Genomic DNA, 25345 nt, shown 5'->3' with positions numbered 1-25345 from the left:
ATAAAGCCAATTCATTTGGCCCCACAATCCATTGCCCATGCAATTAGATGGCCAGCTTGACTGGCTCTCGTTCAGCATGGATGTGTCCGCCTGCATGTCTTATACAGAGAAGCGTGGCGATACTGATGTTACGTTGTGCGCTAAGCGGCAACGTTTAAAAACTGCTGGTGTTGAACCAGTGCGTGTGGACTGAAAACCAACCACTCCGATTCCCGGGTAAAAACCCCGTGAATAAAAGCCTCTAGCTTTTCTATCGGCGCAGCGGACTTTTCACTGAAGGAAGTGATTGAAAAATGTTGCATACCAAACACTTCATCGACGATCAGTCCAGCATAAATGTCCTGGTGATCAACAACCAGAACACGGCGCTGAGCACGAACAGACGATGACTCGCCGCCCAGAAATCCATTGAGATCCATCAAGGGAAGCAAGCGTCCGCGAACATTGGCTACACCCTTCACCCAGTTTTTTACGCCAGGTAAAAGGGTATAACGAGGCTCATGGAGAATTTCACTTACCTCCCCCATTGGAGCAACAAACAGACGGCCTCCCATACGGAACCCGACCCCGCTCCATGAGCGCACCACCTCCTGCTGAGCAGGCAATCCCGCCGCCAGGTCCCGGCATCGCTGATCGATCTGAGCGAAAAGGGTATAAGGAGTATGGCTTCCATTCATATGAAGATCCTGCCTTGAATGACCTTAAGCGCTGAGTACACCAGCCAAGGTTTTCAACAATGTGTCTTCATCAATCGGCTTCGTCAGATAATCACGCGCACCTTGACGCTTGCCCCAGACCTTGTCGGTCTCCTGATCCTTGGTCGTCACGATAACGACAGGGATCTGGCTGGTTTCGCTGTCTTTGGTTAACTGGCGGGTTGCCTGAAAACCGTTCAGACCGGGCATCACGATGTCCATCAGAACGACATCGGGCTTTTCCTGACGAGCCAAGGCAACGCCATCGGCACCGTTTTCAGCCTTGAGAACCTGATGGCCGTGCTTTTCCAGCATGGCGGTCAGCTTGTACATTTCAGTCGGTGAATCATCGACTATCAAAATTCTAGCCATTTTCGAATCCTACTTGGTCAGTACCACGAACCAGACGCCTCAGGACGTATGCTCGACTGGGGTAAAATTAGGCACATGGTTTTTTATTGCGCCGATCAGCTCTTCTTTGCTGAACGGTTTGGTCAGGTATTGATCGGACCCAACGATCCGACCCTTAGCCTTGTCAAAGAGGCCGTCACGCGAAGAAAGCATGATGACCGGCGTCGATTTGAATGCGCTATTGTTCTTGATAAGCGCACAGGTCTGATAACCGTCCAAACGAGGCATCATGATATCAACGAAAATGATGTTGGGATGGTTATCCGCAATTTTTGCGAGCGCATCGAATCCATCGACGGCAGTAATAACTTCGCAGCCTACTTTCTTGAGAAGCGTCTCGGCGGTTCGACGAATCGTTTTCGAATCATCGATTACCATTACCTTCAGACCTTCGGAGTACTGTTCCATGTTTGCTTTACCACCACATAGGCGAGTTATGACGCCTTTATCAATGCATTCCAGCCCTTTTAAGCTATCGGCTGGAAATCGAATCTTTTTAACACAGTCTACAGGGTCTATCTATTAACCACCGGACTACCGGTTTTTCTTGATAACTAAGCGCGCTATCGCCACTCTGAGCATTCATCAGTGTCGGCCGATCAGAGCCGTCAAACCGTTTGCTTTGGAGAATCGATCAATGAGCATACGCATCGGGATAGTTATGGATCCCATTGCCCATATTGCCTACAAAAAAGACAGTTCCCTTGCCATGTTGTGGGCTGCTCAGGCGCGTGGATGGACACTACATTACATGGAGATGCAGGACCTGTACCACCTTGACGGCAAATCTCGTGCGCGCTGCCGTTTATTGAAGGTACATCAAAATTCTGAACACTGGTACGACCTGCATGATGAGCTGGACATTCCTCTTGCAGACTTAGACGTCATTCTGATGCGCAAGGATCCACCCTTCGACAATGAGTATGTCTATGCTACTTATATGTTGGAACAGGCAGAGCGGGAAGGATCGTTGATTGTTAACAAGCCCTCCAGCCTTCGCGACTGCAATGAGAAATTTTTTGCCACTTTATTCCCAGAATTGACACCCCCTACACTGGTCAGTCGCCGTGCCGACTTGATTCGGGAATTTGCCCAAACCCATCAGGACGTCATCCTCAAGCCGCTCGATGGAATGGGTGGCTCGTCCATCTTCAGACACCGCGAAGGCGACCCGAACCTGTCGGTCATACTGGAAACGCTGACACAGCACGGAACACAACAGATCATTGCGCAGCGCTACCTACCGGCTATCAAGAGTGGCGACAAGCGTGTACTCATGATCGATGGCGAACCCGTGGAGTACTGCCTTGCCAGAATACCGGCTCAAGGCGAAACCCGAGGCAATCTGGCGGCGGGTGGCCGAGGTGTCGCGCAGCCCTTGTCTGACAGCGACAGAGAAATCGCGGCCAAGGTAGGACCTGAGCTTCGCAAGCGTGGCCTACTGTTTGTAGGTCTGGATGTAATTGGCGAGCATCTGACGGAAATCAACGTGACCAGCCCTACCTGTATTCGGGAAATTGATAACGCCTACGATACCCGCATCGCTGAGCGGCTGATGGATGTCATCGAAAAGAAGGTGGCGATGAGACCTGGACGATAGACATTTGTCCCAACTCTCTTCAGACTTCCTCAAATAGTCATCAACCGGCACGACAGGATCGTCCTGCCGGTTAGCAGTTTTCTCATAGCGTAATCTCAACTACTCATCATGAATGCCGCTATCCCAAATACGCTGCCTGCCGCCTCTGCCGTTCGCCCTGCAGACCGTCTTGGCTTTACCCTCTTTATAGCGGCACTGGTTCATGTCGTTCTGATTTTGGGTTTGGGCTTTTCTATGCCGGAACCTAGTGAAGTCAGCAAGTCCCTTGAGATTACACTCGCCTCATTCAAGAGCGACAAGGCGCCGGAGAAAGCGGATTTTCTGGCCCAGGAAAATCAGCAGGGTAGCGGCACGCTTGATAAGGCACTGGCACCTAGCACTACAGAGGAGGTGCCATTCAAAGACAGCGAGATAAAGCCTGCCGTCAAGCCGACTTCCCCTCGGCAAACCACTGAACCCAAGACCCCTAAGGCCGCCGTCACGACCAAGTCGGCACGCCAGGACAAGGCATCTACCCGGAAAGAAAAACCCGAGCCTGAAGCTGTCGCCCGAGAAACACCTCACTTTGATAATTCTCAGATCTCAAGCGAAATAGCCAGCCTTGAGGCCCAGCTTTCCCAAGAGCGTCAGCAGTATGCCAAGCGGCCAAAGATCTACCGGATCAATGCAGCCTCTACCATGAAGGACAAAGGCGCCTGGTACAAGGAAGACTGGCGCAAGAAGATCGAGCGAGTCGGCAACCTGAACTATCCAGAACAAGCCCGCCGCGAACGACTTTACGGAAGTCTTCGCCTGCTGGTCTCTATCAACCGAGACGGCTCGCTTTACGAGGTTCAAATCCTCGAGTCCTCTGGACAAACCGTGCTTGATCAGGCCGCCCTGCGCATTGTGCGCCTGGCTGCGCCATTTGCACCGTTTAGCGGAGACCTCAGCGATATCGACAGGCTTGAAATCATACGGACATGGCGCTTTGAGCGTGGAGACCGACTCGCCAGCCAATAATGTTGTTGAGTTAGGCTTGAAGCTTCCTACGTGAAGCTAGAAACTAGCAGCATGAACGCTAGCACTCCGCAATACCTCAAAAACCATCTTTTGATCGCCATGCCGCACATGGCGGACTCCAACTTTGCCCAGACGCTCATCTATCTGGTTGAGCACGGCGAGGATGGTGCCATGGGCATTATCATCAACAAGCCCAGCGCATTAAATCTGGAAGATGTTCTGGAACAGCTGCGCCCTGATGAAGCGCCGCCGCTTTCCTCGAGAAGCACTGCCATTTATAACGGCGGACCAGTGCAAGTCGAGCGCGGCTTTGTTCTTCATCCATCCGGCCCGCAATTCCAGGCAACACTGGAGCTGGGTGAGCTGGCACTTTCCACCTCTCAGGACATCTTGTTTTCCATAGCCGATGGCCACGGGCCCGAGCAGCACCTGATTGCCTTGGGCTACGCCGGGTGGGAAGCAGGCCAGCTTGAAGTCGAGCTGGCTGAAAATGCCTGGCTTACCTGCGAGGCCGACCCATCCATTCTGTTCGATGTTCCCAGTGAGCTTCGTTTGAAAGCAGCAGCGGCCCAGCTAGGTATCAACCTATCCTTATTGACCAGCCAATCGGGTCATGCCTGAATGATTTCCTCATTTAAACTGGTACTGGGATTTGACTACGGCACGCGCCAGATAGGCGTTGCGGTGGGCCAGCCTGTAACAGGCCAAGCTCGAGAGCTATGCATTCTCAAAGCACAAAATGGTGTGCCGGACTGGTCGAAGGTTGAGAGCCTGCTTAAAGAGTGGCAACCCGATGCGCTGGTAGTGGGCCTTCCATTGAATATGGACGGTACGTCTAGCGAGATGAGTACACGTGCGGAGAAATTCGCACGACGCCTCAATGGTCGATTCAATCTACCTGTTTACACCCACGATGAGCGCCTGACCACATACGAAGCCAAGGGTGTACGTCTTGCCCAAGGCCAGCGTGATGGTTACCGTGAACGCCCTGTCGACGCCTTGGCCGCTGCCATGCTCCTTGAAGGCTGGCTTACTGCCCAAGCCGAGACGGTCAAACCCGAGCCTCCGCAGGAGAATGCATGAGCACCCCGAATCCTACCGATCTAATTCCGCAAATGGCGGATCAATTGACTCGCCACCTTGAGCGCAAGGGTATTAGCGAACCCTGCTTGGTGGGAATCCGAACCGGAGGTGTCTGGGTTGCTCAAGCGCTACTGGATGCTCTTCAGAATGAATGGCCTCTAGGCACCCTGGATGTTTCATTCTATCGGGATGACTTTACTCAGAATGGGTTGCATCCACAGGTACAACCCTCTGCCCTCCCCTTTGAAATAGAAGGCAGACACCTTGTTCTGGTTGACGATGTGCTTATGACCGGGCGCACCATTCGTGCGGCATTGAATGAATTGTTCGATTATGGCCGCCCAGCCAGCGTGACCCTCGTCTGCCTATTGGATCTGGAGGCGCGCGAACTTCCTATTCGCCCCGACATCGTTGGTCAAACGCTTCCCTTGGGTCCGGATGAGCGCATCAAGCTGACAGGGCCTACTCCCCTGGCCTTTGAACGAAAAGCCCTTTCTTCTGCTATTTGACACTCAAGGCTTACCGCCATGACCAACGCTACGCGTTCCTTGCAACTGAATGCCAATGGTCAGTTGCGCCATTTTCTTTCCCTGGATGACTTACCTCGCCCTTTGCTGACCGAACTGCTTGATACGGCAGACTCCTTTCTTGAGGTAGGCGCACGCGCAGTCAAGAAAGTACCCTTGTTGCGCGGCAAAACGGTATGCAATGTTTTCTTTGAAAACTCAACCCGGACTCGAACCACTTTCGAGTTGGCGGCCAAGCGGCTTTCTGCCGATGTCATCACACTGAACGTTTCGACTTCCTCGACCAGCAAAGGCGAAACACTGTTCGATACCTTACGAAACCTGGAAGCTATGGCGGCGGACATGTTCGTAGTCAGACATGCCGACTCCGGCGCTGCCCATTTTATTGCCGAGCATGTTTGTCCACAGGTAGCAATCATCAATGGCGGCGACGGCCGTCATGCACACCCCACACAGGGCATGCTCGATATGCTCACCATTCGCCGTCACAAAGGTGATTTCGAAAAACTGTCTGTAGCGATTGTTGGGGACATCCTGCACTCCCGCGTGGCGCGCTCGAATATGCTGGCGCTACGGACTCTGGGATGCCAGGACATTCGCGTCGTCGCACCACGCACGCTCCTGCCCATCGGCCTTGAAGGTAGTTATGGCGTAAAAACGTTTACGGACATGACGGCCGGACTGAAAGATGTGGATGTAGTCATCATGCTGCGTCTTCAACGCGAACGGATGCAGGGTGGGCTACTGCCCAGCGAAGGCGAGTATTACAAGCTGTTCGGACTGACCACACAACGCCTGGCTCAGGCTAAACCAGACGCAATTGTCATGCACCCCGGACCGATCAACCGTGGAGTGGAAATAGAGTCGGCCGTCGCTGACGGGAGTCAATCTGTGATTCTTAATCAGGTGACCTACGGCATTGCCGTACGTATGGCTGTTCTATCCATGGCAATGAGCGGGCAAACGGCCCAGCGTCAACTTGAGCAGGAGAATATCTAAGTGACTCTGAGCATTATCAAGGCGCGGATAATAGATCCCGCCACCCGCCTCGATCAAATAACCGATATTCACGTTTCCCAAGGCAATATCATTGCCTTGGGTGAAGCCCCTGTTGGTTTCAAGGCAGAAACTGTAATTGATGCCTCTGGACTGATAGCAGCTCCCGGCCTTGTTGATCTGAATGTGTCGCTCCGCGAACCAGGCCATACCCGAAAAGGCACTATAGAAAGCGAAACGCAGGCAGCGGCAGCAGGTGGTACAACCAGCCTGTGTTGTCCGCCTTCTACCAAGCCCGTACTGGATACTACTGCGGTCACCGAACTCATTCTGGATCGTGCGCAAGCGGCAGGTAAAGCGCGTGTCTTTCCTGTTGGTGCCCTGACAAAAGGGTTGGCCGGAGAGCAACTTGCCGAACTCGTTACATTGCACAGTGCAGGCTGTGTAGCCTTTACCAATGGGCTGGCTCCCATGGCAGGCATGCGCACGCTTCGGCGAGCACTGGAGTACGCAGCGACCTTTGATTTGAAGGTTATCTTTACGTCTCAGGATGCTGATCTAGCAGAAGGCGGGCTGGCTCATGAGGGCCCTACCGCTAGCTTCCTAGGTCTTGCTGGCATACCAGAGACAGCTGAAACCGTTGCCCTATCCCAAAACCTTCTTCTGGTTGAGCAAAGCGGCGTACGAGCACACTTTAGCCAGCTGACCAGCGCCCGTGGAATCGAGATGATTGCTGAAGCGCAGGCACGGGGGCTCCCTGTCACCGCCGATGTAGCGTTGTATCAACTGTTCCTTACTGATGAACGGCTTGAAGGCTTTTCCAGTTTTTACCATGTGCAGCCGCCTCTTCGCACCGAGCGAGACAGGCAGGCGTTGCGTGAAGCAGTACGAAGCGGCGTAGTACAGGCCATTGCCAGTCATCACCAGCCGCATGAAGAAGATGCGAAGCTTGCGCCTTTCGCAGCCACCGAGCCCGGCATCAGCAGTGCAGAACTGTTGTTACCTCTGACCCTGAAGCTTGTAGAAGAAGGATTACTGGATTTATCGACTGCCCTTCACAGGCTAACAAGTGGCCCTGCCTCTGTATTGGATCTGCCTGCCGGTCAGTTATCAGTAGGTACTCCAGCCGATATCGTCCTCTTCTCGCTCGAAGAGCGTACCACCGTAGGCAGGCCCTGGCTTTCACGCGGGCGCAATACGCCATTCATGGACGTAGAGCTGCCGGGAAGGGTTCGCCACACACTGGTTGCAGGCAAGACAACGTATCAGGCCTGAAACCAGCGAACCCGCTGTGTACAGCGGGTTCGCTCATCCCTACCCTAGAATACCGCCTCCTTTCTGCCGATTCTCGATGGAGACCTGATCGTTCAGCGTCCAGAAATCGTACAGCACACCTAACAGGAAAAATCCGCCGGTAAAGAAGTACAGAATGGCCGTAATCCATTTACCCATGTACAACCGATGGACGCCAAAAATGCCTAGAAAGGTCAACAGTATCCACGCAATGCTGTAATTGACGCGACCGCCCTGGAACCGCATATCTGCCTCACGATCCATGCTGGGGATCAGGAACAGGTCGATCAGCCAGCCAACCCCTAGAAGGCCTAGCGTAAAAAACCAAATGGTGCCGGTAACCGGCTTTCCGTAATAAAAGCGATGAGCACCCAGAAAGCCAAAAATCCACAACAGGTATCCAAGCACTTTGCTATGCGTATCGTTTTGGTACTTCATGACAACCTCAGTCACAGAGCGGTAATGTCTGCTTCATAAGCAAGATTTTTTGATTTCACTGGTCATTCTGCCAGTGATTCCAACTGGTATAGAAACCTTTTGCGACATGAACCGCTGATTTTTGATAAATATCTCGACCGGCGGAGCGGAAATAAAACTATCGATCTGATATAAAGTTGCGCGATTTTGATTATCAGGTCCGTCGACAATGCGCTCTTTACTCATTACCTGGCTATCAGCCTGTTTGGTACTGCCTGTGACGGCAGTCCAGGCCAAAGAAGCCGTTAGTGCTCGCGCTGCCGCTCCGGCTCATGCCAAGTCAGCACCACGTGCCAATAAACCCAAGGCACGTACACAACATGTTTATGCTCCTGCCAAGCCCAAGGCGGGAACCCTTGTGCAAGCACATGCTGCCGCTCAGCATGCTGCGGCCAAGGAAAGCACCAAAGTAGTCAACCGCGCAATCGATGTACTAGGGACACCCTACCGTTGGGGCGGCACAACACCTAAGCATGGTTTTGACTGCAGCGGACTCGTGAATTATGTATACCGTGACGTCCAGAATCTTGAGCTACCTCGTACCTCTCAGGAGCTGGCTCGCATGGATGGCATGAAGGTTGGAAAAAAGGATCTAAAACCTGGCGATCTGATCTTTTTCAAGATCCACGGCCGTAACGTTGATCACGTTGCAATCTATATGGGCCATGACCGCTTTATCCATGCACCACGTCGTGGAGAAAGCGTACGAATTGATCATCTCAGCCGCCCCTATTGGAAAACGCGTTTCGCCTCAGCCAAGCGTGTTCTTCCCCAGATGGTCGCCACGAGTGAACAGCAGGTCCGCCCACGTAGTGCGCCTAATCCCCACAAGTCCTAACGATAGCGCTACCGTGAGCCCACCGTTGAGCAGAAGCGGTTGAAGACTTTCTGCAGCCCTTTATACTGTGCACATATACAGCATAAAGGGCTGCTTCATGGAGTTGACCGACAAACTCATCGTTTTGGCTGACGCCGCCAAATATGACGTGTCATGTGCCAGTAGTGGAGCACCCAAGCGCTCATCCAAGGGTAAGGATGGTCTAGGCGCCACAGATGGCATGGGTATTTGCCACAGCTTTACGCCCGATGGCCGTTGCGTCTCCCTGCTTAAAATCTTACTGACCAACTTTTGCCTCTACGACTGCCAATACTGTGTCAATCGTAGGTCCAGCAATGTCCCCCGCGCCCGTTTCACGCCGGAAGAAGTTGTAAAACTTACGCTCGATTTTTATCGGCGCAATACCATCAGCGGTCTCTTCTTGAGCTCAGGAATTATCCGCTCGGCAGACTATACGATGGAGCAGCTGATCCGAGTGGCTCAGTTACTGCGCGAGGAGCATCAGTTTCGAGGTTATATTCATCTAAAGACCATTCCTGATGCAGATCCCTTACTAATCGCCAAGGCAGGGCTTTATGCCGATCGTCTTTCAGTCAATATCGAACTGCCTACCGAATCGGGCCTGACACGTCTTGCCCCTGAAAAGGAGGTTCGCAGCATCAAAAAAGCCATGGGCACGATCCGTCTTGGTCTAGAGGAAACCGCCGCCGAAAAGAATGCGCCACGCTTTGCACCGGCTGGGCAAAGTACGCAGATGATCGTAGGCGCTGATGCTACTGATGACCGGACCATACTGGATACCGCACAAACCCTGTACGGCGCCTATCAGCTGAAACGCGTGTACTATTCGGCGTTCAGCCCCATCCCGGATAGTCCAAACTCCGTCCCCCTCATACCTCCGCCTTTACTGCGCGAACATAGGCTTTACCAAGCAGATTTTCTTATTAGAGGTTACGGTTTTACGGCCACGGAATTACCAACGGAAGGTGGAAATCTCCCGCTGGATATTGATCCTAAGCTTGCTTGGGCTCTGAGCAACCGTGACACCTTTCCCCTTGATCTCAATCAGGCGGAGCCTGCGTTGATTGCTCGGGTTCCAGGCATCGGGATGTTGTCAGCCAAGCGCCTCGTGACATTAAGACAGCAACGGCGTATCCGCTATGCAGATCTCATTCGTCTTCGTTGCAGCCTGGAAAAAGCCAAGCCATTCATCATTGTTCACGATTATCGTCCCAGCTCCATGCTTGCGGAATCCTTGCACCTTCGTACCCAACTCAGTGAAAAGCCTGCCCAATTGGCGCTCTGGTGACCATGCGCACTGTTTCCTTTGACGGCTCGTTTGCAGGTTGGCGGCGCGTAGCCAGACAGTTGCTAGAGCAGGACGTAGCGCCCCATGAAATCAATTGGCAAACCGAGCCTCTATCAAATGATTTGTTCGCTACTGCAGATGCACAGCCATTGGAAACGGCCTCATCAACTATCCGAGTACCCAGGCAACTCGCAGACTTATTGAACCTAGCAGCCTGTTATCGACATCCCCAGCGTTGGGCATTGCTATACCGTGTCCTGTGGCGAGCCGTACGGGGTGATCAAGCGGCAATGCTGGCCGGTGACGAGGATGGTAGCGAATTGCACCGTTGGGCCAAAGCAGTCAGACGAGAAATTCATCATTTACATGCCTTCCTACGCTTTAAACAGCGGGGCGAGCATGCGGGTAACCCCCACTACGTTGCGTGGCATGAGCCGGCTCATGATGTGTTGGCGCTGGCCGCCCCACATTTCTGCAACCGGATGGGGAATACCTCCTGGCTGATCGCCACACCGGAGGCAGCCGCATTATGGGATGGAAAGACATTAACGCTCGAGGCCCCCTGCCCCACAGGACTGGAAGCGCTTGCTAAACAGCAACGTGATGATGGCGAGCGCCTCTGGATGGCTTATTACGCAAGCACATTCAATCCCGCCCGAGCCAACCCCAAGGTCATGACGGGACATATGCCCAGGCGATTCTGGAAAGACCTGCCGGAGGGACCGTTGATCCCCACACTGCTTAGCGAGGCGCGCACCGGTACGCAGCGAACGGCCCAAGCGAAAAGCGTAAGCGAACAGACAGGAAAAACGGTACCTGTATCAGCTGCTGAGGTATTACCGGTACGCGAACAACCAAACACCCTGGAAACCTGCCGTCGCTGCCCGCTCTGGCAGCGCGCCACTCAAGCCGTTCCAGGCGAGGGGCCTCTCAATGCGAGGCTTTTCCTGATAGGCGAGCAGCCCGGAGATCAGGAAGATCTGCAAGGCCGCCCTTTCATGGGGCCGGCTGGGCAGGTACTTGATCGAGCTATTCGAGAGGCAGGCCTGCAGCGGGAATCGCTCTATCTGACCAATGCCGTCAAGCATTTCAAGTGGACGCCACAGGGACGTCGACGCAAACACGTTACCCCTACCGTTGAGATCGCCCCGTGCCGCCATTGGCTCGAGAACGAGCTGGATACCATCAAGCCTGACGTCATTGTTGCATTAGGGGCTACCGCACTGGAGTCCCTGACGCACAGAAAACCAGGCTCATTGAGTGAGTATATGGGTCGTGTTACACAGTGGCAGGGACGGTGGCTAATCGTCACGTATCACCCATCCTATGTTCTACGCGTACCCGAGGAAGCCAGGCAGAAACAGGCCCAAGCAGCGCTTACCGCAGCCCTGGTACAGGCCAGGCAGCTACTTGAGCCTTAAAGGTTATCGGAAACGCTTGCTGTCCTCGCCCATATCCAGGGAGAGTCCTTGAGTAATGTTCGTCAAATGATCCGCATCGGTTTCGGAGCCCAGCTTGATCATCAAGCGCAGATCGTTGGCAGAGTCCGCATGCGCCAACGCATCTTCGTAGCTGATCTCACCGTCGCGATACAACTGATACAAGGCTTGGTCGAACGTTTGCATGCCCAACTCCGTCGAGCGCTTCATGAGCGGCTTGAGCTCATGCACCTCCCCCTTCCGAATCAGGTCTGCCGCCAACGGCGTGTTGATCAACACTTCGATAACCGCCCTACGGCCTTTACCATCAACCGTGGGAACCAGCTGTTGAGCCACAATGGCCTTGAGGTTGAGCGAAAGGTCCATCCATATCTGCTGATGCCGATCAGCCGGGAAAAAGTGGATGATCCGCTCCAACGCCTGGTTCGCATTGTTAGCGTGTAACGTTGCCAAACACAGGTGGCCGGTCTCGGCGAATGCCACCGCATACTCCATGGTTTCCCGAGTACGCACCTCGCCGATCATGATGACATCAGGTGCCTGACGAAGCGTGTTCTTCAGCGCGACCTCAAAAGACTCCGTATCCAGGCCCACTTCCCGCTGCGTCACAATGCAGTTCTGGTGCTGATGAATGTATTCGATAGGGTCTTCAATCGAGATGATATGGCCAGTGGAGTTCTTGTTGCGGTGACCAATCATGGCAGCTAGCGACGTGGATTTGCCCGTGCCGGTTGCCCCAACGAACAGCACCAGGCCACGCTTGGTCATGGACAGCTTTTTCAATGCCTCGGGCAGACGCAACTGATCAAGCGTAGGGATGTTTACCTCGATACGCCGAAGCACCATGCCCACCAGGTTACGCTGATAGAACGCACTTACCCGAAAACGCCCCACGCCTCTAGAGCTGATCGCAAAATTACATTCATGCTTTTCGGCGAACTCCGCTCTCTGCTGTTCATTCATGACGCCAAGGACCACTTCCCGAGCCTGATCAGGCGAAAGCGGCTCCTTGGTTACCGGCAGAACACGACCGTTCACCTTCATGGACGGTGGAACACCAGTTGTAATGAACAGATCGGAGCCGCCCTTTTCGACCATCAGCCGCAGCAGCTTTTCGAATTCCATCAGAAGTTCTCCGGAATCTTGGCTTTCTCACGAGCGCTGTCGCGACTGATCAACCCCTTCGCCAGCAGGTTTTTCAGGCACATATCCAGCGTTTGCATTCCAAGACCACCACCTGTCTGGATGGCAGAGTACATCTGCGCCACTTTGTCTTCACGAATGAGGTTGCGGATCGCAGGCGTCCCAATCATGATTTCATGGGCAGCCACACGGCCCCCGCCGACCTTCTTGACAAGGGTCTGAGAGATAACGGCCTGCAGCGACTCGGACAACATCGAGCGAACCATGGATTTTTCTTCGGCCGGGAAAACGTCCACGATACGGTCGATCGTTTTGGCGGCCGATGTGGTGTGCAGCGTACCAAATACCAAGTGTCCGGTTTCCGCAGCGGTCAACGCCAGCCGGATCGTTTCAAGGTCACGCAACTCACCGACCAGAATGATATCCGGGTCCTCACGCAGAGCAGAGCGCAATGCCTCCGAGAAGCCTAGAGTATCGCGGTGCACTTCCCGCTGGTTGACCAGGCATTTCTTGGACTCGTGAACGAATTCGATCGGGTCTTCGATAGTCAGGATATGGTGATACTTGGTGTTATTCAGGTAATCCAGCATGGCCGCCAGCGTCGTTGACTTGCCGGAGCCTGTAGGACCGGTGACCAACACCAGACCGCGAGGAACATCGGTTATCTTGCGAAACACATCGCCCATTCCCAGCTCTTCCATCGAAAGCACTTTAGAGGGAATAGTACGGAATACGGCGCCTGGCCCACGGTTCTGATTGAAGGCGTTGACACGGAAGCGTGCAATGCCCGGCACCTCGAACGAAAAGTCAGTCTCAAGGAACTCTTCATAATCCTTGCGCTGCTTGTCGTTCATGATGTCGTAGATGAGCGCATGCACCTGCTTGTCGTTGAAAGCGGGCAGGTTGATGCGTCGAACATCGCCGTCGACACGGATCATGGGTGGCAAACCGGAGGAAAGGTGTAGGTCGGATGCACCCTGTCTGGCACAAAACGCCAGCAGTTCCGTGATATCCATGAAGACTCCCTTAATACAAACAAGCAGGTAGAATGCCGCCTTATCAGCAGCGGTATTTAGAGAACGAGGTTGAATGTCAACGATAGCTGAAAATATCGCAACAGTACGCACCCGTATCCAAGCCGCAGCGCAGGCTTGTGGTCGTGACCCTGAGACCGTTGGTCTACTTGCCGTCAGCAAGACCAAACCGGCATCGGATCTACGCGAAGCGTACAACTGCGGGTTACAACATTTTGGCGAGAACTACCTGCAAGAAGCGATCCAGAAGCAGGAGATGCTAAAAGATCTGCCCTTGATCTGGCATTTCATCGGCCCGATTCAATCCAATAAGACACGCTCGATCGCTAGCCATTTCGATTGGGTGCATTCCGTTGATCGCCTGAAAATCGCCCAGCGGCTTTCCGAGCAACGCCCAGAGGACATGCTCCCGCTCAATATTTGCCTACAGGTCAATATCAGTGGTGAGGCCAGCAAGTCAGGATGTTTGCCAGAAGAACTGCCTGAGCTGGCCCGTGCCGTTGCTCAGCTGCCCAACCTCGTCTTACGTGGGCTGATGGCTATACCAGAAGCCGCTACGGAACCTGAGGCGCAGCATGCTGCCTTTTCATCCCTACGAAAACTCAGCGAGGCGCTGAACCTGAATCTTGATACCCTGTCCATGGGCATGAGCCACGACTTGGAAGCAGCGATTGCCGAGGGCGCGACCTGGGTTCGAATCGGTACAGCACTGTTTGGTGCCAGACATTACAGCGCAACCCCTTCGCCTGCTTCTCATTAAGGAATTTACCTATGAGCGATACCCGCATCGCCTTTATCGGCGCCGGAAATATGGCGGCCAGTCTGATTGGAGGTCTGCTCGCACAGGGACTGCCGGCCAGCTGCATTACTGCAAGCAATCCTGACGCTGCACAACGCTCAGCGCTTGAGTCTGACCATGGGATTCAGACATTCACATCTAACCTTGAGGCTGCCCAACAGGCTGATGTAATTGTCCTGTCGGTCAAGCCACAGGTCATGAAAAGCGTCTGTGAGGAACTCTCCAGCGCACTTACCGGCACTCAGCTGATCGTTTCTGTTGCAGCTGGAATCACCTGTGCCAGCCTGACTCAATGGCTAGGCGAGCGTGCCCTGGTGCGCTGCATGCCCAACACCCCGGCACTGCTTCGCCAGGGTGCCAGCGGCCTGTATGCCAATGAGCATGTGTCATCAACCCAGCGTGATCAGGCTGAGCAGTTATTGTCTGCCGTAGGCCTTACCGTCTGGGTAGAAGACGAAAAGCAACTGGATGCCGTAACGGCAGTATCAGGCAGCGGCCCAGCGTATTTCTTCCTGATGATGGAAGCCATGACCCAGGCCGGTGAAGCACTTGGCCTGGACAGGGAGACATCAGCACGGCTGACCCTGCAGACAGCCCTTGGCGCCGCCCAGATGGCCTTGAACAGCGAGGCGTCACCGGCCGAACTGCGCCGCCGCGTCACTTCACCTGGCGGCACTACCGAACAGGCCATCAAAACCTTTCAGGAGGGCGGCTTCGAAGCCCTCGTTCAACAAGCACTTTCAGCGGCTGCACGCCGCTCGGCCGAGCTGGCGGAAGAGCTCGGTAAATAAGGAGTAGTCATGTACGGATTGAATACCGCCCTGATTCTTATTCTGCAAACGCTTGGCAGTCTCTATCTGCTCATTGTTTTGCTGCGCTTCATTCTACAACTCGTGAAAGCAGATTTTTATAATCCCCTGAGTCAGTTCATCGTCAAGGCCACACAACCCTTGCTGCGCCCGCTACGCAGAGTCATTCCAGGCTTTGGCGGCATCGATCTGGCATCACTGGCGCTTGCAGTACTGGTACAGCTGGTTCTCATGGTTCTGCTGCTCCTGCTGACCAACGTTGAAGGCATAAACGGCCTTACCTTGATCACCATGCAATATGGCGTCGGTGGAGCGATTGCCCATCTGTTCATCTGGTCGTTGATTGCCGTGGCATCCCTGTTTCTCAAGGTCTTTTTCTTCGCCATGATCATCAGCGTGATTCTCTCTTGGGTCGCGCCGGGCAGTTACAACCCCAGCGCCCAGCTTGTAAACCAGATCTGCGAACCTGTTCTGGCGCCTTTCCGTCGTCTCCTGCCTAATCTCGGCGGGCTGGATATCTCGCCCATTTTCGCGTTCATTGCGATCAAATTGATCGACATGCTGGTCATCAACAACCTGGCCATGATGTCAGGTATGCCGTCAGTCCTCGCACCGTTCCTGTAAGCGATGGCTCCATCTGTTCGGTGGGGCCTTTATCGTTAACCATTCACACACTTTGCGTGACCGCCTAGAGAATCCCGTCGGGTCTTGATTGACGCAAGACCCGCCTTACGGCACCGTACCGCCCTTTATTACGCTCATGATGATGACAGGGATGGGGTATGGAGCGTCTGTCTCAGCAAGTCGATGCCTACGCGACTTGGAAGCTTGAACTCATACAGCAGATCAATCGCTACAGCGGCTGGCTTGTTCGTAATCGCCTCAATTCGCAAAGCCTTGATGAAACCCTGGCACGCTGTGTTCAGATCCTGCGCGACGATCACATTACGCTAGCATTCGCAGGCGAGTTTTCGCGTGGAAAAACCGAACTGATCAATGCCTTGTTCTTTGCCGACTACGGGCAGCGCATGCTGCCGTCCCAGGCTGGCAGAACAACCATGTGCCCTACCGAGCTCTTCTATGATGTCAAGGCAGAAGCTCCGTATATTCGGCTTCTACCTATCGAATCACGGCTGGATGACCTCAGTATTGCAGACCTGAGAAGCGATACGGCCCGTTGGCAACAGATTGCACTGGATTACCAACAGCCGGACCTCATGGCAGCTGCGCTCGGAAAGGTTGCCGAAACGCGCCTAGTGCCGGTTGAGCAGGCCATATCTCTTGGATTCGATGCCGAGCAGCTGGACAAGCCCAGCAAGGACGGAATGGTCGAAATCCCGACCTGGCGCCATGCGATCATCAACTTCGATCATCCCTTGCTGCGTCAGGGCCTGCGCATACTCGATACGCCAGGCCTCAACGCGCTTGGCAGTGAGCCTGAACTGACACTTTCGATGCTTCCAGCCGCTCAGGCCGTACTGTTTCTGCTCGCGGCCGATACGGGGGTTACAGCCTCTGACCTTCAGCTGTGGGAGCATCACATCAAGCCAACCAGTGACGACGCGGAAGGCTCGCTGTTCGCGGTACTCAACAAGATTGATACCCTTTGGGGCGACCTGAATGGTGACGAATCCGTCGATCATTCTATCCAGCGCATTCGTGAGGTCAGCGCTCGTCATCTGGGCATTCCCATGACGGATGTACTGCCCTTGTCTGCCAAGCAGGCCTTGCTTGCCAAGGTACGCCATGACACAGCGCTACTTGAGCGCAGCCAGCTGGCCGCCCTCGAACGCCTGCTCTGTGACCGTATCGTTGGACACAGAGAGCGTTTGCTACAAAGCCGAGTGGTCAATCAGGTGATTTCACTTCTGGCGAGCAGCCATGCGCTTCTGGGCGAACGCTTCGAGGATATGAAGCGGCAACATGCATTACTGGAAAATGCCGCTACCGGCTCAACGCTGGCAGAGCAGATAGAAAAAACACGTGAGGAGCATGCGCTTTATCACAAGCGGCTACTTAACCTGCGCACCACGCAGCGGATGCTTCAGGGGCAGGCCGTCCTACTCAACGATGCCTTGAACCCGGCACGTCTTGAAAGGCACCTGACCGACGTACGCAATAACCTTGCAGGAAGCTGGACCACGCTAGGCATCAGCGAAGCGATCCATCGCTTCTTCCAAAGCGTCGAACACGACATGTTATCCCTTTACTACGAGGGTGAACGTGCAAACAAGGTTCTTCAGTCGATTTACCAGCGTCACAACGAAGAAAATCCTGGCCATCGCTTGGATGCTCCCCGTTTGCGTGTCAAGGCGCAGATCCGTGCGCTTCGCCAGCTACAGCAGAAGTCGGATCGTTTCCGTCGTCAGATGAAAACGCTGTTTACTGAACAGCGTGTGCTGACTCGCCGGTTCTTTGCAACGCTGGTAAAGGAAGCGGTCTTCGTGCATGAGCAGGCCTGTCGGGAAGCCAAACGCTGGAACGAGGTTGCCCTGCTGCCCCTCATTCAGTTTACCCGCGAGCACAAGCAGTTGCTGGAATCCAATATGCTGGAGCTCAAGGCGCTGACCCAGCAGGCACTGGATACCCAGCAACAGAAGAGTCGTCTGCAAACCTACTGCGAAACACTGGCAGGTCAGCTTGATGAAGCCAACGATATCTTGCGACAGTTGCGCCGCCCTGCTCCGGCCCAACGCCATGCCAAGGTCGTCGCTCTTCCCGGAGTAAGTGTCGCCTAGCCACATCGGGCCTTTATCCGATGCGGCAAGCACCCTGCTTGCAGGATGCTTGCCGCTTGCGATGGCGCTCTTTAGACTGGCGCCCTCTCACGTATAAGAGCCTTAAATGCCCAGCGTCATACCCCCTGATTCCGTAGGCCTGGTTACGCCTCAGGTCCTTCACTTCTCCGAGCCGCTCCCCTTGGCTTGCGGCAGGTCTTTGGCCGAGTACGATCTGGTCATCGAGACGTATGGAGAGCTCAACGAAAACCGTAGCAATGCCGTGCTCATTTGCCATGCCCTGTCCGGCCATCACCATGCAGCGGGCTACCACAGCATGGACGATCGCAAGCCGGGCTGGTGGGACAGCTGTATCGGTCCAGGAAAGCCCATCGATACCCGTCGGTTCTTTGTCGTCGCACTGAACAACCTGGGCGGCTGTAACGGATCAACAGGCCCAGGCAGCGCCAATCCTGCTACAGGAAAGCCCTACGGCGCCGACTTTCCCGTCATTACCGTGGAAGACTGGGTCAATAGCCAGGCACGTCTGGCTGATGCGCTAGGCATTCAACAATGGGCGGCCGTCGTAGGCGGCAGCATGGGAGGCATGCAGGCCCTGCAATGGACCATCAGCTACCCTGATCGTGTACGTCACTGCATGGCTATCGCCTCGGCGCCCAAACTGTCAGCTCAGAACATTGCGTTTAATGAAGTGGCACGCCAAGCCATTCTGACTGATGAAGAATTCCATGGCGGTCGCTTCTATGAGCAGAACGTCGTACCCAAGCGAGGACTGATGCTGGCCCGCATGGTAGGTCACATCACCTATCTGTCCGATGACGCAATGGGGCAGAAGTTTGGCCGCGAACTCAAGACAGACAAGTTGAACTACGACTTCCACAGTGTGGAATTTCAAGTCGAAAGCTACCTGCGCTATCAGGGCGAAGAATTTTCAGGCCGCTTCGATGCCAATACCTACCTGCTGATGACCAAAGCGCTGGATTACTTTGATCCCGCCAGTGCACACGATGGTGATCTAGCCAGAACGTTTGCGGATGCAAAGGCCGATTTCTGCATCATGTCCTTCACGACAGACTGGCGCTTCTCACCGGCCCGCTCACGCGAGATCGTGGATGCTTTGATTGCAGCGAAAAAGAATGTCAGCTATCTCGACATCGACGCGCCACAAGGGCATGACGCTTTTCTTCTACCGATCCCCCGGTACCTGGAAGCCTTCGTTAGTTATATGAATCGCATTGCTGTATGAGGGCCTGAACGTGCGTGCCGATCTGGATATCATCAAAGACTGGATTCCCGCCGGTAGCCGGGTCCTTGACCTGGGATGTGGTAATGGCGAGCTGCTTGCCTATCTGCAGACAAACAAGCAGGTCACCGGCTATGGCCTTGAGATCAACGACGAAAACATCAAGCAGTGCATTCGCAGAGGTGTAAACGTCCTTGAGCAAGACTTGGATAAGGGGCTGGGGAATTTTGCCAGCAACAGCTTTGACATTGTTGTCATGAGCCAGGCCCTGCAAGCGGTACATTATCCTGATCGTATTCTCGAGGAAATGCTGCGCGTAGGCAGAGAATGCATCATTACCTTCCCGAATTTTGGTCACTGGCGCTGCCGCTGGTATCTGGCCCGTAACGGTCGAATGCCGGTATCGGAGTTCTTGCCTTATACCTGGTACAACACGCCGAACATCCACTTCTGTACGTTTGAGGATTTCGAGCGTCTGTGCCACGAACTCAAGGTCAAGGTGCTTGACCGGCTGGCCGTTGACCGTCAGCACCGCCACGGCATTGGTAGCCGCCTGTGGCCCAACCTCCTGGGCGAGATCGGTATTTATCGCGTAACGGGCCAGTCGTTGTAAGACAGGTTCGTCACGCTGATTCAGATGACGTCATGACCCGCCATCTGAATCACGTACATCGACTTTCCAGATTTCATATCATGCGAGCAGGCATTCGCCTGTCTCCGCCTTAAACCAGAGATGACACGACATGATTCAATTGTCCGAGCTGGTGCTGGCCAGCCACAACGCCGGTAAGCTCAAAGAACTTCAAGCCATGCTGGGTAACGCCGTCAAGGTGCGCTCCGTCGGTGAATTCAGTCAGGTCGAACCGGAAGAGACTGGACTTTCCTTTATTGAAAACGCCATTCTCAAAGCGCGTAATGCAGCGCGTGTATCCGGCCTGCCCGCCCTGGCCGATGACTCCGGCCTTGCTGTCGACGCCCTGGGTGGCGCGCCCGGTATCTACTCGGCACGCTATGCAGAAGGACGCGGCGATGCCGCGAACAATGCAAAGCTGCTCAAAGCTCTTGAAAACACTCCTGAAGCCGAGCGTGGCGCTCAATTTGTCAGTGTGCTGGCCTTGGTTCGCCACGCTGATGACCCGCTTCCTATCGTTTGTGAAGGGATCTGGGAAGGGCGCATCCTCTTCGAGGCCCGAGGTGAGCATGGCTTTGGGTATGACCCACTCTTCTGGGTGCCCGAGCGGGACTGCTCGAGTGCAGAGCTGGCACCTGAGGAAAAGAACCGTATCAGCCACCGTGCCCGTGCCATGACTATTCTTCGTGAGCGGCTCGGACTTTGATTCGATCAGCCTCGTTTGAACTGCCGCCCCTGTCGGCCTATATCCATATTCCGTGGTGCGTGCGTAAATGTCCTTATTGCGACTTCAACTCACACGCAGCGGGGCCTGAGCTACCTGAAGAGGCCTATGTCGATGCCTTGCTGGCAGACTTGGATGCGGACCTTGTCCATGTGCATGGCCGACCACTGACCTCCATCTTTTTTGGAGGTGGCACTCCCAGTCTGTTTTCCGCCAGGGCGCTGGGGCGCTTGCTTGAAGGCGTCGAGCGCCGCGTTGCCTTTGCTTCCAATATCGAAATTACCCTTGAAGCCAACCCAGGGACATTCGAGCAGGACAAGTTTGCCGCCTACCGACAGCTCGGCATCAACCGGCTTTCAATTGGCATCCAGAGCTTTCAGGACGCCAAGTTAAAAGCCTTGGGCCGGATCCACGGGCAGGACGAAGCGGTTCGAGCCGCCGAGATGGCACGTCGGGCAGGGTTCGATAACTTCAATCTGGACCTCATGCACGGCCTGCCAGACCAGAGCGTTGCCGATGCGATGGCGGATCTTGAACAGGCGATTTCCCTCGCGCCTACGCATATTTCCTGGTATCAGCTTACCATGGAACCCAATACCGTCTTCTGGAGCCAGCCGCCTGAGCTACCCGAAGACGATACCCTCTGGGATATTCAGGAAGCGGGACAGGCTCGACTTGCGGAAATGGGTTATCGGCAATACGAGACCTCGGCCTATGCCCAGCCTGGACGCCAGGCACGTCACAACCTGAATTATTGGACATTCGGTGATTTCCTTGGAATTGGCGCGGGCGCCCACGCCAAGCTGAGCGCACCTGATGGTCAGATTACTCGCACCTGGAAGACGCGCCTTCCCAAGGACTATCTGGATTCTGCCAAGCATTTCCAGGCCGGTGAGCGTGTACTGACGCCAGCAGAGCTGCCCTTTGAATTCATGATGAATGCCCTGCGCCTGGTAGAGGGCGTTTCAAGTGAGCAGTATACACAGCGAACCGGTCAGCCCTTGGAAAGCCTATCTGGGGCACTGGAAGCGCTACGCGGCAAAGGTCTGCTTGAGAAGGATTCGACCCGGTTGGCCCCTACGTCCCGAGGGCAGCTTTTTTTGAATGATGTGCTGCAGCATTTTCTGTCTGACTAAGGAGACATGACGCTTGGACTACCTACTTAGCCTTATTGCAGAGGCTTCTCGCTGGTGCCGCGGTCATCTGGCCGAGATCGCCCTGGCTCTGATTTCAACCCTGCTGGTAATGTTCGGCACTGAAATCAACAACTGGATGAAGCAGCGCCTGGGCAGTTTGCCTACCTTTGTACGGGTTCCGGTTCTGGCTTCGGCTTCAGTAAGTCTTTACGGCGCGGCAACTACCCACCTGACCCCCTGGGTTGTGAAAGGCTTAGGACAGTTCAACAATTACAGCCTGGCACCCGCCTTGCTGGTCGGTGCTTGTCTGCTGGGTGTTCTAGCCGAGCGACGCTGAGATATGCAGAAAAAGGCCTGACACCTGTCAGGCCTTTTTTATTATTCGGTACGCTCGAACTTTAAATCCCAAACACCGTGCCCAAGTCGCTCACCTCTACGCTCGAACTTGGTGATGGGTCGCTCTTCGGGACGCGGAACATAGCGCTCATCTGAAGCCTGATTCCGATACCCCGGCGCGACACTCATGACTTCCAGCATGTATTCCGCATAGGGCTCCCAGTCAGTTGCCATATGCAGCACCCCACCAACCTTGAGCTTGCTACGAATCAGCTCGGCAAACTCAGGCTGAACGATACGACGCTTATGGTGGCGGGCCTTGTGCCATGGGTCCGGGAAAAACAGCAGGACCCGATCCAGGCTTGCATCAGCAACGCACTGGCGAAGCACTTCCAAGGCATCGCAGCTATAGACACGCACATTGGACAATTGCTGTGTCAGAAGGCCATTCAGCAACGCGCCGACCCCAGGACGGTGGACCTCAACACCAATGAAGTCCTGCTCCGGCGCTGCGGCTGCCATTTCCAGCAGAGAGTGACCCATACCAAAGCCGATTTCAAAAGTACGAGGCGCTTGGCGGCCAAACACAGCGTCGAAATCCTGTAGCCCCGCATCCAGGTCGAGACCGAAGCGGGGCCAGCCTTGGTCATGCCCCTTTTTTTGACCTTCCGTCATGCGTCCCGCACGCATGACAAAGCTTTTGATGGTACGCATTGGGCGTGCGGGGGCGTTATCGAATTCCTGATCGCTCATGGCTATTCACAAAGACAGCACGACCCGGCCTGGAGGCCGGGTCGTTAAGGTTAAGGTGGAATGAAATGTCGGGATCAGCTGATCAGACCTTCCAGAGGTGACGAGGCGGAGGCATATAGCTTGCGTGGCATGCGACCTGCCAGATAAGCCATGCGTCCTGCCAGGATGGCGTGCTTCATGGCTTCTCCCATCAGGACAGGATCCTTGGCGTGGGCAATGGCGGTGTTCATCAGAACGGCATCACATCCCAGCTCCATTGCGATGGTGGCATCCGAAGCAGTACCTACACCGGCATCGACCAGAACCGGCACCTTGGCCTCTTCCAGAATGATGCGCAGGTTGTACGGATTGCAGATACCCAGACCGGAACCGATCAGACCGGCCAGCGGCATAACCGCAATACAGCCAATCTCCGCCAACTGACGGGCAATGATAGGGTCATCACTGGTATACACCATGACATCGAACCCATCCTTTACCAAGGTTTCGGCGGCCTTCAAGGTTTCGATGACGTTTGGGAACAACGTTTTCTGATCCGCCAGTACCTCAAGCTTGACCAGTGAGTGCCCATCAAGAAGCTCGCGCGCCAGACGGCAGGTACGCACAGCTTCAACAGCATCATAGCAGCCAGCCGTATTGGGCAGAATGGTATAGCGATCCGGTGGAATAACGTCCAACAGATTAGGCTCACCGGGATTCTGACCGATATTGGTCCGGCGAACCGCAACGGTCACGATTTCGGCTCCCGACGCCTCGATGGCCAGACGGGTTTCTTCCAGGTCCTTGTATTTACCGGTGCCCACCAGCAGACGCGACTGGTAAGTGCGTCCGGCCAGGGTAAGCGGTGTATCTTGACGATTGCTGTTCATGGCAGATTCTCCGGCGGTCTAGCCGCCACCAATAGCATGAACCACTTCCAGCTGATCGCCGTCCACAAGCGTGGTATCGGCGTGCTGGCTGCGGGGTACGATATCGAGGTTTCGTTCCACGGCTACCCGTTTTCCGGTCAGTTCAAGCCGGACGAGCAAGTCCGCCACGGTGGCACCGTCAGGAAGTTCGAAAGATTCGCCGTTCAATTGAATGCGCATGGCAGAAGCGGTCTGAAATGTATGAAGGGCTGCATTCTAGCCCCTTCTGCCACGATGACCAACGTTGTATCGTCATCTAGGCCAGACGCCAGGCCACCAATCCAAGACAAACCCACCCTGCCAGGAAGGCGAGCCCGCCAAAAGGCGTGACGATGCCCAGCTTGCTGATACCGGACAATGTCAGGACATAAAGGCTGCCAGAGAACAGAATAATCCCTATGGCGAAGAAGGCGCCGGCCAAGCTAACCAAACGTCCCTGCAGATGCGTCGCCAGCAGGGCAACGCCCAGCAATGCCAGGGCATGTATGAGCTGATATAACACGCCGGTCTGGAATACAGCCAGGTGCTCCGGCGACAGTCGCCCTTTCAAACCATGGGCGGCGAATGCACCAAGGCCGACGCCAGTAAAACCAAACACGGCGGCCAGCATGAGAAACGTACGAAGCATGGATAACTCCCAGACAGAATCGAAGCGATCGTTATAATGGACCGCTCATAACTAAAGACCAAGTCGCATGGTGCGCTCTCTTCTACGCCGTCTATTTCGCTACACGCTCATCTTCATGGCTGCGAGCGTACTGCTCGTGTTGCTCTTTCGCTGGGTGCCCCCACCCGGCTCGATGGTCATGGCCGAACGAAAGATAGAATCCTGGATCGATGGCAAGCCCATCGATCTGCAGCGGGAATGGCGGCCATGGCGTGAACTACCGGACAACCTGAAGATGTCGGTGGTGGCAGGAGAGGATCAACACTTTAGTGAGCACTGGGGCTTCGACATGGACGCCATTCGTCAGGCCTTCAGCCATAACGAAGCCGGTGGCTCCCTACGAGGGGCTAGCACGATCAGTCAGCAGGTTGCCAAGAATCTATTTCTCTGGACGGGCCGCAGCTGGGTACGTAAAGGCCTGGAAGCCTGGTTTACCGTGCTGATTGAAACCCTTTGGCCCAAGCAGCGCATCCTGGAGGTTTACCTCAACAGCGTTGAATGGGATTCTGGTGTCTTCGGCGCTGAAGCCGCTGCGCAGCACCATTTCGGTATTGGCGCACCGTACCTGTCGGATCGCCAGGCCAGCCTGCTGGCTGCCATCCTGCCCAACCCTAGGGAATGGAGCCCAACTCACCCTAGCGCTTACGTCAGCCGTCGTGCCAACTGGATACGGCAGCAGGTCCGGCAGTTGGGCGGTAGTGACTACTTGTTGCACATGAAATAAAAAAGGCCCTGGTAATAACCAGGGCCTTTT

The 25345-nt window shown here is 54.7% G+C and carries 30 protein-coding genes; 20 read left to right on the top strand and 10 right to left on the bottom strand.

Annotation, left to right across the window (positions count from 1 at the left end):
* Window positions 1-140: 140 nt before the first annotated feature.
* The 3 genes from EAW52_RS06895 to pilG are packed head-to-tail and all read right to left on the bottom strand — an operon-like array spanning window position 141 to window position 1514.
* A complete protein-coding gene (locus EAW52_RS06895) occupies window positions 141-677 on the bottom strand; it encodes a chemotaxis protein CheW (RefSeq protein WP_010795387.1) in 537 nt (178 codons plus the stop codon).
* 24 nt (window positions 678-701) lie between these two features.
* Entirely contained in the window at window positions 702-1067 is a 366-nt protein-coding gene (pilH, locus tag EAW52_RS06890; protein WP_010795388.1) for a twitching motility response regulator PilH, read from the bottom strand.
* A gap of 39 nt (window positions 1068-1106) precedes the next feature.
* Complete coding sequence (pilG, locus tag EAW52_RS06885; protein WP_010795389.1) at window positions 1107-1514, bottom strand: twitching motility response regulator PilG; 408 nt, start codon at window positions 1512-1514, stop codon at window positions 1107-1109.
* Between the two features lie 229 nt (window positions 1515-1743).
* On the opposite strand from pilG, the gene gshB reads away from it, so the two are divergent.
* The 7 genes from gshB (at window position 1744) to EAW52_RS06850 (ending at window position 7589) form a co-directional block, all read left to right on the top strand.
* Entirely contained in the window at window positions 1744-2706 is a 963-nt protein-coding gene (gshB, locus tag EAW52_RS06880; RefSeq protein ID WP_122041888.1) for a glutathione synthase, read from the top strand.
* A gap of 108 nt (window positions 2707-2814) precedes the next feature.
* On the top strand, window positions 2815-3708 hold the full coding sequence (locus EAW52_RS06875; RefSeq protein WP_122041887.1) for an energy transducer TonB: 894 nt from the start codon (window positions 2815-2817) through the stop codon (window positions 3706-3708).
* A 51-nt stretch (window positions 3709-3759) separates the two neighbouring features.
* Window positions 3760-4329 (top strand): YqgE/AlgH family protein, encoded by a 570-nt coding sequence (locus EAW52_RS06870; RefSeq protein ID WP_010795392.1) that lies wholly within the window; start codon window positions 3760-3762, stop codon window positions 4327-4329.
* On the top strand, window positions 4330-4791 hold the full coding sequence (gene ruvX, locus EAW52_RS06865) for a Holliday junction resolvase RuvX (protein WP_019364349.1): 462 nt from the start codon (window positions 4330-4332) through the stop codon (window positions 4789-4791).
* On the top strand, window positions 4788-5300 hold the full coding sequence (gene pyrR, locus EAW52_RS06860; protein ID WP_010795394.1) for a bifunctional pyr operon transcriptional regulator/uracil phosphoribosyltransferase PyrR: 513 nt from the start codon (window positions 4788-4790) through the stop codon (window positions 5298-5300). The genes ruvX and pyrR overlap by 4 nt, the downstream gene beginning before the upstream one ends.
* Before the next feature lie 18 nt (window positions 5301-5318).
* Window positions 5319-6317: an aspartate carbamoyltransferase catalytic subunit gene (locus EAW52_RS06855; protein WP_122041886.1), complete on the top strand. Its 999-nt coding sequence runs from the start codon at window positions 5319-5321 to the stop codon at window positions 6315-6317.
* Window positions 6318-7589: a dihydroorotase gene (locus EAW52_RS06850; RefSeq protein WP_122041885.1), complete on the top strand. Its 1272-nt coding sequence runs from the start codon at window positions 6318-6320 to the stop codon at window positions 7587-7589.
* A gap of 39 nt (window positions 7590-7628) precedes the next feature.
* On the opposite strand, the gene EAW52_RS06845 is transcribed toward EAW52_RS06850, so the two are convergent.
* Window positions 7629-8045, bottom strand: a complete 417-nt coding sequence (locus tag EAW52_RS06845) for a TM2 domain-containing protein (RefSeq protein WP_010795397.1) — start codon at window positions 8043-8045, stop codon at window positions 7629-7631.
* 208 nt (window positions 8046-8253) lie between these two features.
* Here EAW52_RS06845 and EAW52_RS06840 point away from each other — a divergent pair, with 208 nt between their 5' ends.
* The 3 genes from EAW52_RS06840 (at window position 8254) to EAW52_RS06830 (ending at window position 11652) form a co-directional block, all read left to right on the top strand.
* Entirely contained in the window at window positions 8254-8922 is a 669-nt protein-coding gene (locus EAW52_RS06840) for a C40 family peptidase (RefSeq protein ID WP_122041884.1), read from the top strand.
* A gap of 97 nt (window positions 8923-9019) precedes the next feature.
* Window positions 9020-10231, top strand: coding sequence for a putative DNA modification/repair radical SAM protein (locus tag EAW52_RS06835; protein ID WP_122041883.1), 1212 nt, complete (start codon window positions 9020-9022; stop codon window positions 10229-10231).
* Window positions 10232-10233: 2 nt separating this feature from the next.
* A complete protein-coding gene (locus tag EAW52_RS06830) occupies window positions 10234-11652 on the top strand; it encodes a UdgX family uracil-DNA binding protein (protein ID WP_162997602.1) in 1419 nt (472 codons plus the stop codon).
* 3 nt (window positions 11653-11655) lie between these two features.
* Here EAW52_RS06830 and EAW52_RS06825 read toward each other — a convergent pair whose 3' ends face one another.
* The gene (locus EAW52_RS06825) at window positions 11656-12795 is read right to left on the bottom strand and encodes a PilT/PilU family type 4a pilus ATPase (RefSeq protein ID WP_010795401.1); all 1140 of its coding nucleotides are present in this window, start codon (window positions 12793-12795) and stop codon (window positions 11656-11658) included.
* Window positions 12795-13829 carry a type IV pilus twitching motility protein PilT gene (locus tag EAW52_RS06820; RefSeq protein ID WP_010795402.1) on the bottom strand — a complete coding sequence of 345 codons (1035 nt, stop codon included), beginning with the start codon at window positions 13827-13829 and terminating at the stop codon, window positions 12795-12797. Before EAW52_RS06820 ends, EAW52_RS06825 begins: the two co-directional genes overlap by 1 nt.
* 73 nt (window positions 13830-13902) lie before the next feature.
* Here EAW52_RS06820 and EAW52_RS06815 point away from each other — a divergent pair, with 73 nt between their 5' ends.
* The 9 genes from EAW52_RS06815 (at window position 13903) to EAW52_RS06775 (ending at window position 22264) form a co-directional block, all read left to right on the top strand.
* On the top strand, window positions 13903-14607 hold the full coding sequence (locus EAW52_RS06815; protein WP_122041881.1) for a YggS family pyridoxal phosphate-dependent enzyme: 705 nt from the start codon (window positions 13903-13905) through the stop codon (window positions 14605-14607).
* Between the two features lie 11 nt (window positions 14608-14618).
* Complete coding sequence (proC, locus tag EAW52_RS06810; RefSeq protein WP_019364342.1) at window positions 14619-15437, top strand: pyrroline-5-carboxylate reductase; 819 nt, start codon at window positions 14619-14621, stop codon at window positions 15435-15437.
* A gap of 9 nt (window positions 15438-15446) precedes the next feature.
* Window positions 15447-16079 (top strand): YggT family protein, encoded by a 633-nt coding sequence (locus EAW52_RS06805; RefSeq protein WP_010795405.1) that lies wholly within the window; start codon window positions 15447-15449, stop codon window positions 16077-16079.
* A 158-nt stretch (window positions 16080-16237) separates the two neighbouring features.
* Window positions 16238-18193 carry a dynamin family protein gene (locus tag EAW52_RS06800; RefSeq protein WP_122041880.1) on the top strand — a complete coding sequence of 652 codons (1956 nt, stop codon included), beginning with the start codon at window positions 16238-16240 and terminating at the stop codon, window positions 18191-18193.
* 106 nt (window positions 18194-18299) lie between these two features.
* Window positions 18300-19439, top strand: coding sequence for a homoserine O-acetyltransferase (locus EAW52_RS06795; protein WP_122041879.1), 1140 nt, complete (start codon window positions 18300-18302; stop codon window positions 19437-19439).
* Between the two features lie 10 nt (window positions 19440-19449).
* Complete coding sequence (gene metW, locus EAW52_RS06790; protein WP_010795408.1) at window positions 19450-20049, top strand: methionine biosynthesis protein MetW; 600 nt, start codon at window positions 19450-19452, stop codon at window positions 20047-20049.
* A 130-nt stretch (window positions 20050-20179) separates the two neighbouring features.
* Entirely contained in the window at window positions 20180-20773 is a 594-nt protein-coding gene (gene rdgB, locus EAW52_RS06785) for an RdgB/HAM1 family non-canonical purine NTP pyrophosphatase (protein WP_019364339.1), read from the top strand.
* Window positions 20770-21927, top strand: a complete 1158-nt coding sequence (gene hemW / locus EAW52_RS06780) for a radical SAM family heme chaperone HemW (protein ID WP_122041878.1) — start codon at window positions 20770-20772, stop codon at window positions 21925-21927. Before rdgB ends, hemW begins: the two co-directional genes overlap by 4 nt.
* A gap of 13 nt (window positions 21928-21940) precedes the next feature.
* Window positions 21941-22264, top strand: coding sequence for a DUF3392 family protein (locus EAW52_RS06775; RefSeq protein ID WP_122041877.1), 324 nt, complete (start codon window positions 21941-21943; stop codon window positions 22262-22264).
* A gap of 41 nt (window positions 22265-22305) precedes the next feature.
* Here the strand turns inward: EAW52_RS06775 and trmB are convergent, their stop codons facing one another.
* From trmB to EAW52_RS06755, 4 genes are all read right to left on the bottom strand, one after another.
* Window positions 22306-22977 (bottom strand): tRNA (guanosine(46)-N7)-methyltransferase TrmB, encoded by a 672-nt coding sequence (gene trmB, locus EAW52_RS06770; RefSeq protein ID WP_218567940.1) that lies wholly within the window; start codon window positions 22975-22977, stop codon window positions 22306-22308.
* A gap of 113 nt (window positions 22978-23090) precedes the next feature.
* Window positions 23091-23885 (bottom strand): thiazole synthase, encoded by a 795-nt coding sequence (locus EAW52_RS06765; protein ID WP_074824958.1) that lies wholly within the window; start codon window positions 23883-23885, stop codon window positions 23091-23093.
* 18 nt (window positions 23886-23903) lie between these two features.
* Window positions 23904-24104 carry a sulfur carrier protein ThiS gene (thiS, locus tag EAW52_RS06760; protein ID WP_010795414.1) on the bottom strand — a complete coding sequence of 67 codons (201 nt, stop codon included), beginning with the start codon at window positions 24102-24104 and terminating at the stop codon, window positions 23904-23906.
* 76 nt (window positions 24105-24180) lie between these two features.
* Window positions 24181-24552: a DUF423 domain-containing protein gene (locus tag EAW52_RS06755; protein WP_074824961.1), complete on the bottom strand. Its 372-nt coding sequence runs from the start codon at window positions 24550-24552 to the stop codon at window positions 24181-24183.
* A gap of 67 nt (window positions 24553-24619) precedes the next feature.
* On the opposite strand from EAW52_RS06755, the gene mtgA reads away from it, so the two are divergent.
* Window positions 24620-25315 carry a monofunctional biosynthetic peptidoglycan transglycosylase gene (gene mtgA, locus EAW52_RS06750; protein WP_122041875.1) on the top strand — a complete coding sequence of 232 codons (696 nt, stop codon included), beginning with the start codon at window positions 24620-24622 and terminating at the stop codon, window positions 25313-25315.
* Window positions 25316-25345: the final 30 nt, after the last annotated feature.

It is taken from the genome of Pseudomonas sp. LTJR-52 (genome assembly GCF_003691465.1).
In the GTDB taxonomy this organism is placed as follows: Bacteria; Pseudomonadota; Gammaproteobacteria; order Pseudomonadales; family Pseudomonadaceae; genus Chryseomonas; species Chryseomonas luteola.
Note: the sequence above shows the minus strand (reverse complement) of the source record. Positions and strands in the feature narration are given on the sequence as shown.

Coding starts and splice junctions, on each gene's coding strand:
- EAW52_RS06895 (WP_010795387.1), bottom strand. CDS start 677: ATGAATGGAAGCCATACTCCTTATACCCTTTTCGCTCAGATCGATCAG.
- pilH (WP_010795388.1), bottom strand. CDS start 1,067: ATGGCTAGAATTTTGATAGTCGATGATTCACCGACTGAAATGTACAAG.
- pilG (WP_010795389.1), bottom strand. CDS start 1,514: ATGGAACAGTACTCCGAAGGTCTGAAGGTAATGGTAATCGATGATTCG.
- gshB (WP_122041888.1), top strand. CDS start 1,744: ATGAGCATACGCATCGGGATAGTTATGGATCCCATTGCCCATATTGCC.
- EAW52_RS06875 (WP_122041887.1), top strand. CDS start 2,815: ATGAATGCCGCTATCCCAAATACGCTGCCTGCCGCCTCTGCCGTTCGC.
- EAW52_RS06870 (WP_010795392.1), top strand. CDS start 3,760: ATGAACGCTAGCACTCCGCAATACCTCAAAAACCATCTTTTGATCGCC.
- ruvX (WP_019364349.1), top strand. CDS start 4,330: ATGATTTCCTCATTTAAACTGGTACTGGGATTTGACTACGGCACGCGC.
- pyrR (WP_010795394.1), top strand. CDS start 4,788: ATGAGCACCCCGAATCCTACCGATCTAATTCCGCAAATGGCGGATCAA.
- EAW52_RS06855 (WP_122041886.1), top strand. CDS start 5,319: ATGACCAACGCTACGCGTTCCTTGCAACTGAATGCCAATGGTCAGTTG.
- EAW52_RS06845 (WP_010795397.1), bottom strand. CDS start 8,045: ATGAAGTACCAAAACGATACGCATAGCAAAGTGCTTGGATACCTGTTG.
- EAW52_RS06840 (WP_122041884.1), top strand. CDS start 8,254: ATGCGCTCTTTACTCATTACCTGGCTATCAGCCTGTTTGGTACTGCCT.
- EAW52_RS06835 (WP_122041883.1), top strand. CDS start 9,020: ATGGAGTTGACCGACAAACTCATCGTTTTGGCTGACGCCGCCAAATAT.
- EAW52_RS06830 (WP_162997602.1), top strand. CDS start 10,234: ATGCGCACTGTTTCCTTTGACGGCTCGTTTGCAGGTTGGCGGCGCGTA.
- EAW52_RS06825 (WP_010795401.1), bottom strand. CDS start 12,795: ATGGAATTCGAAAAGCTGCTGCGGCTGATGGTCGAAAAGGGCGGCTCC.
- EAW52_RS06820 (WP_010795402.1), bottom strand. CDS start 13,829: ATGGATATCACGGAACTGCTGGCGTTTTGTGCCAGACAGGGTGCATCC.
- EAW52_RS06815 (WP_122041881.1), top strand. CDS start 13,903: ATGTCAACGATAGCTGAAAATATCGCAACAGTACGCACCCGTATCCAA.
- proC (WP_019364342.1), top strand. CDS start 14,619: ATGAGCGATACCCGCATCGCCTTTATCGGCGCCGGAAATATGGCGGCC.
- EAW52_RS06805 (WP_010795405.1), top strand. CDS start 15,447: ATGTACGGATTGAATACCGCCCTGATTCTTATTCTGCAAACGCTTGGC.
- EAW52_RS06800 (WP_122041880.1), top strand. CDS start 16,238: ATGGAGCGTCTGTCTCAGCAAGTCGATGCCTACGCGACTTGGAAGCTT.
- EAW52_RS06795 (WP_122041879.1), top strand. CDS start 18,300: ATGCCCAGCGTCATACCCCCTGATTCCGTAGGCCTGGTTACGCCTCAG.
- rdgB (WP_019364339.1), top strand. CDS start 20,180: ATGATTCAATTGTCCGAGCTGGTGCTGGCCAGCCACAACGCCGGTAAG.
- trmB (WP_218567940.1), bottom strand. CDS start 22,977: ATGCGTACCATCAAAAGCTTTGTCATGCGTGCGGGACGCATGACGGAA.
- EAW52_RS06765 (WP_074824958.1), bottom strand. CDS start 23,885: ATGAACAGCAATCGTCAAGATACACCGCTTACCCTGGCCGGACGCACT.
- thiS (WP_010795414.1), bottom strand. CDS start 24,104: ATGCGCATTCAATTGAACGGCGAATCTTTCGAACTTCCTGACGGTGCC.
- EAW52_RS06755 (WP_074824961.1), bottom strand. CDS start 24,552: ATGCTTCGTACGTTTCTCATGCTGGCCGCCGTGTTTGGTTTTACTGGC.
- mtgA (WP_122041875.1), top strand. CDS start 24,620: ATGGTGCGCTCTCTTCTACGCCGTCTATTTCGCTACACGCTCATCTTC.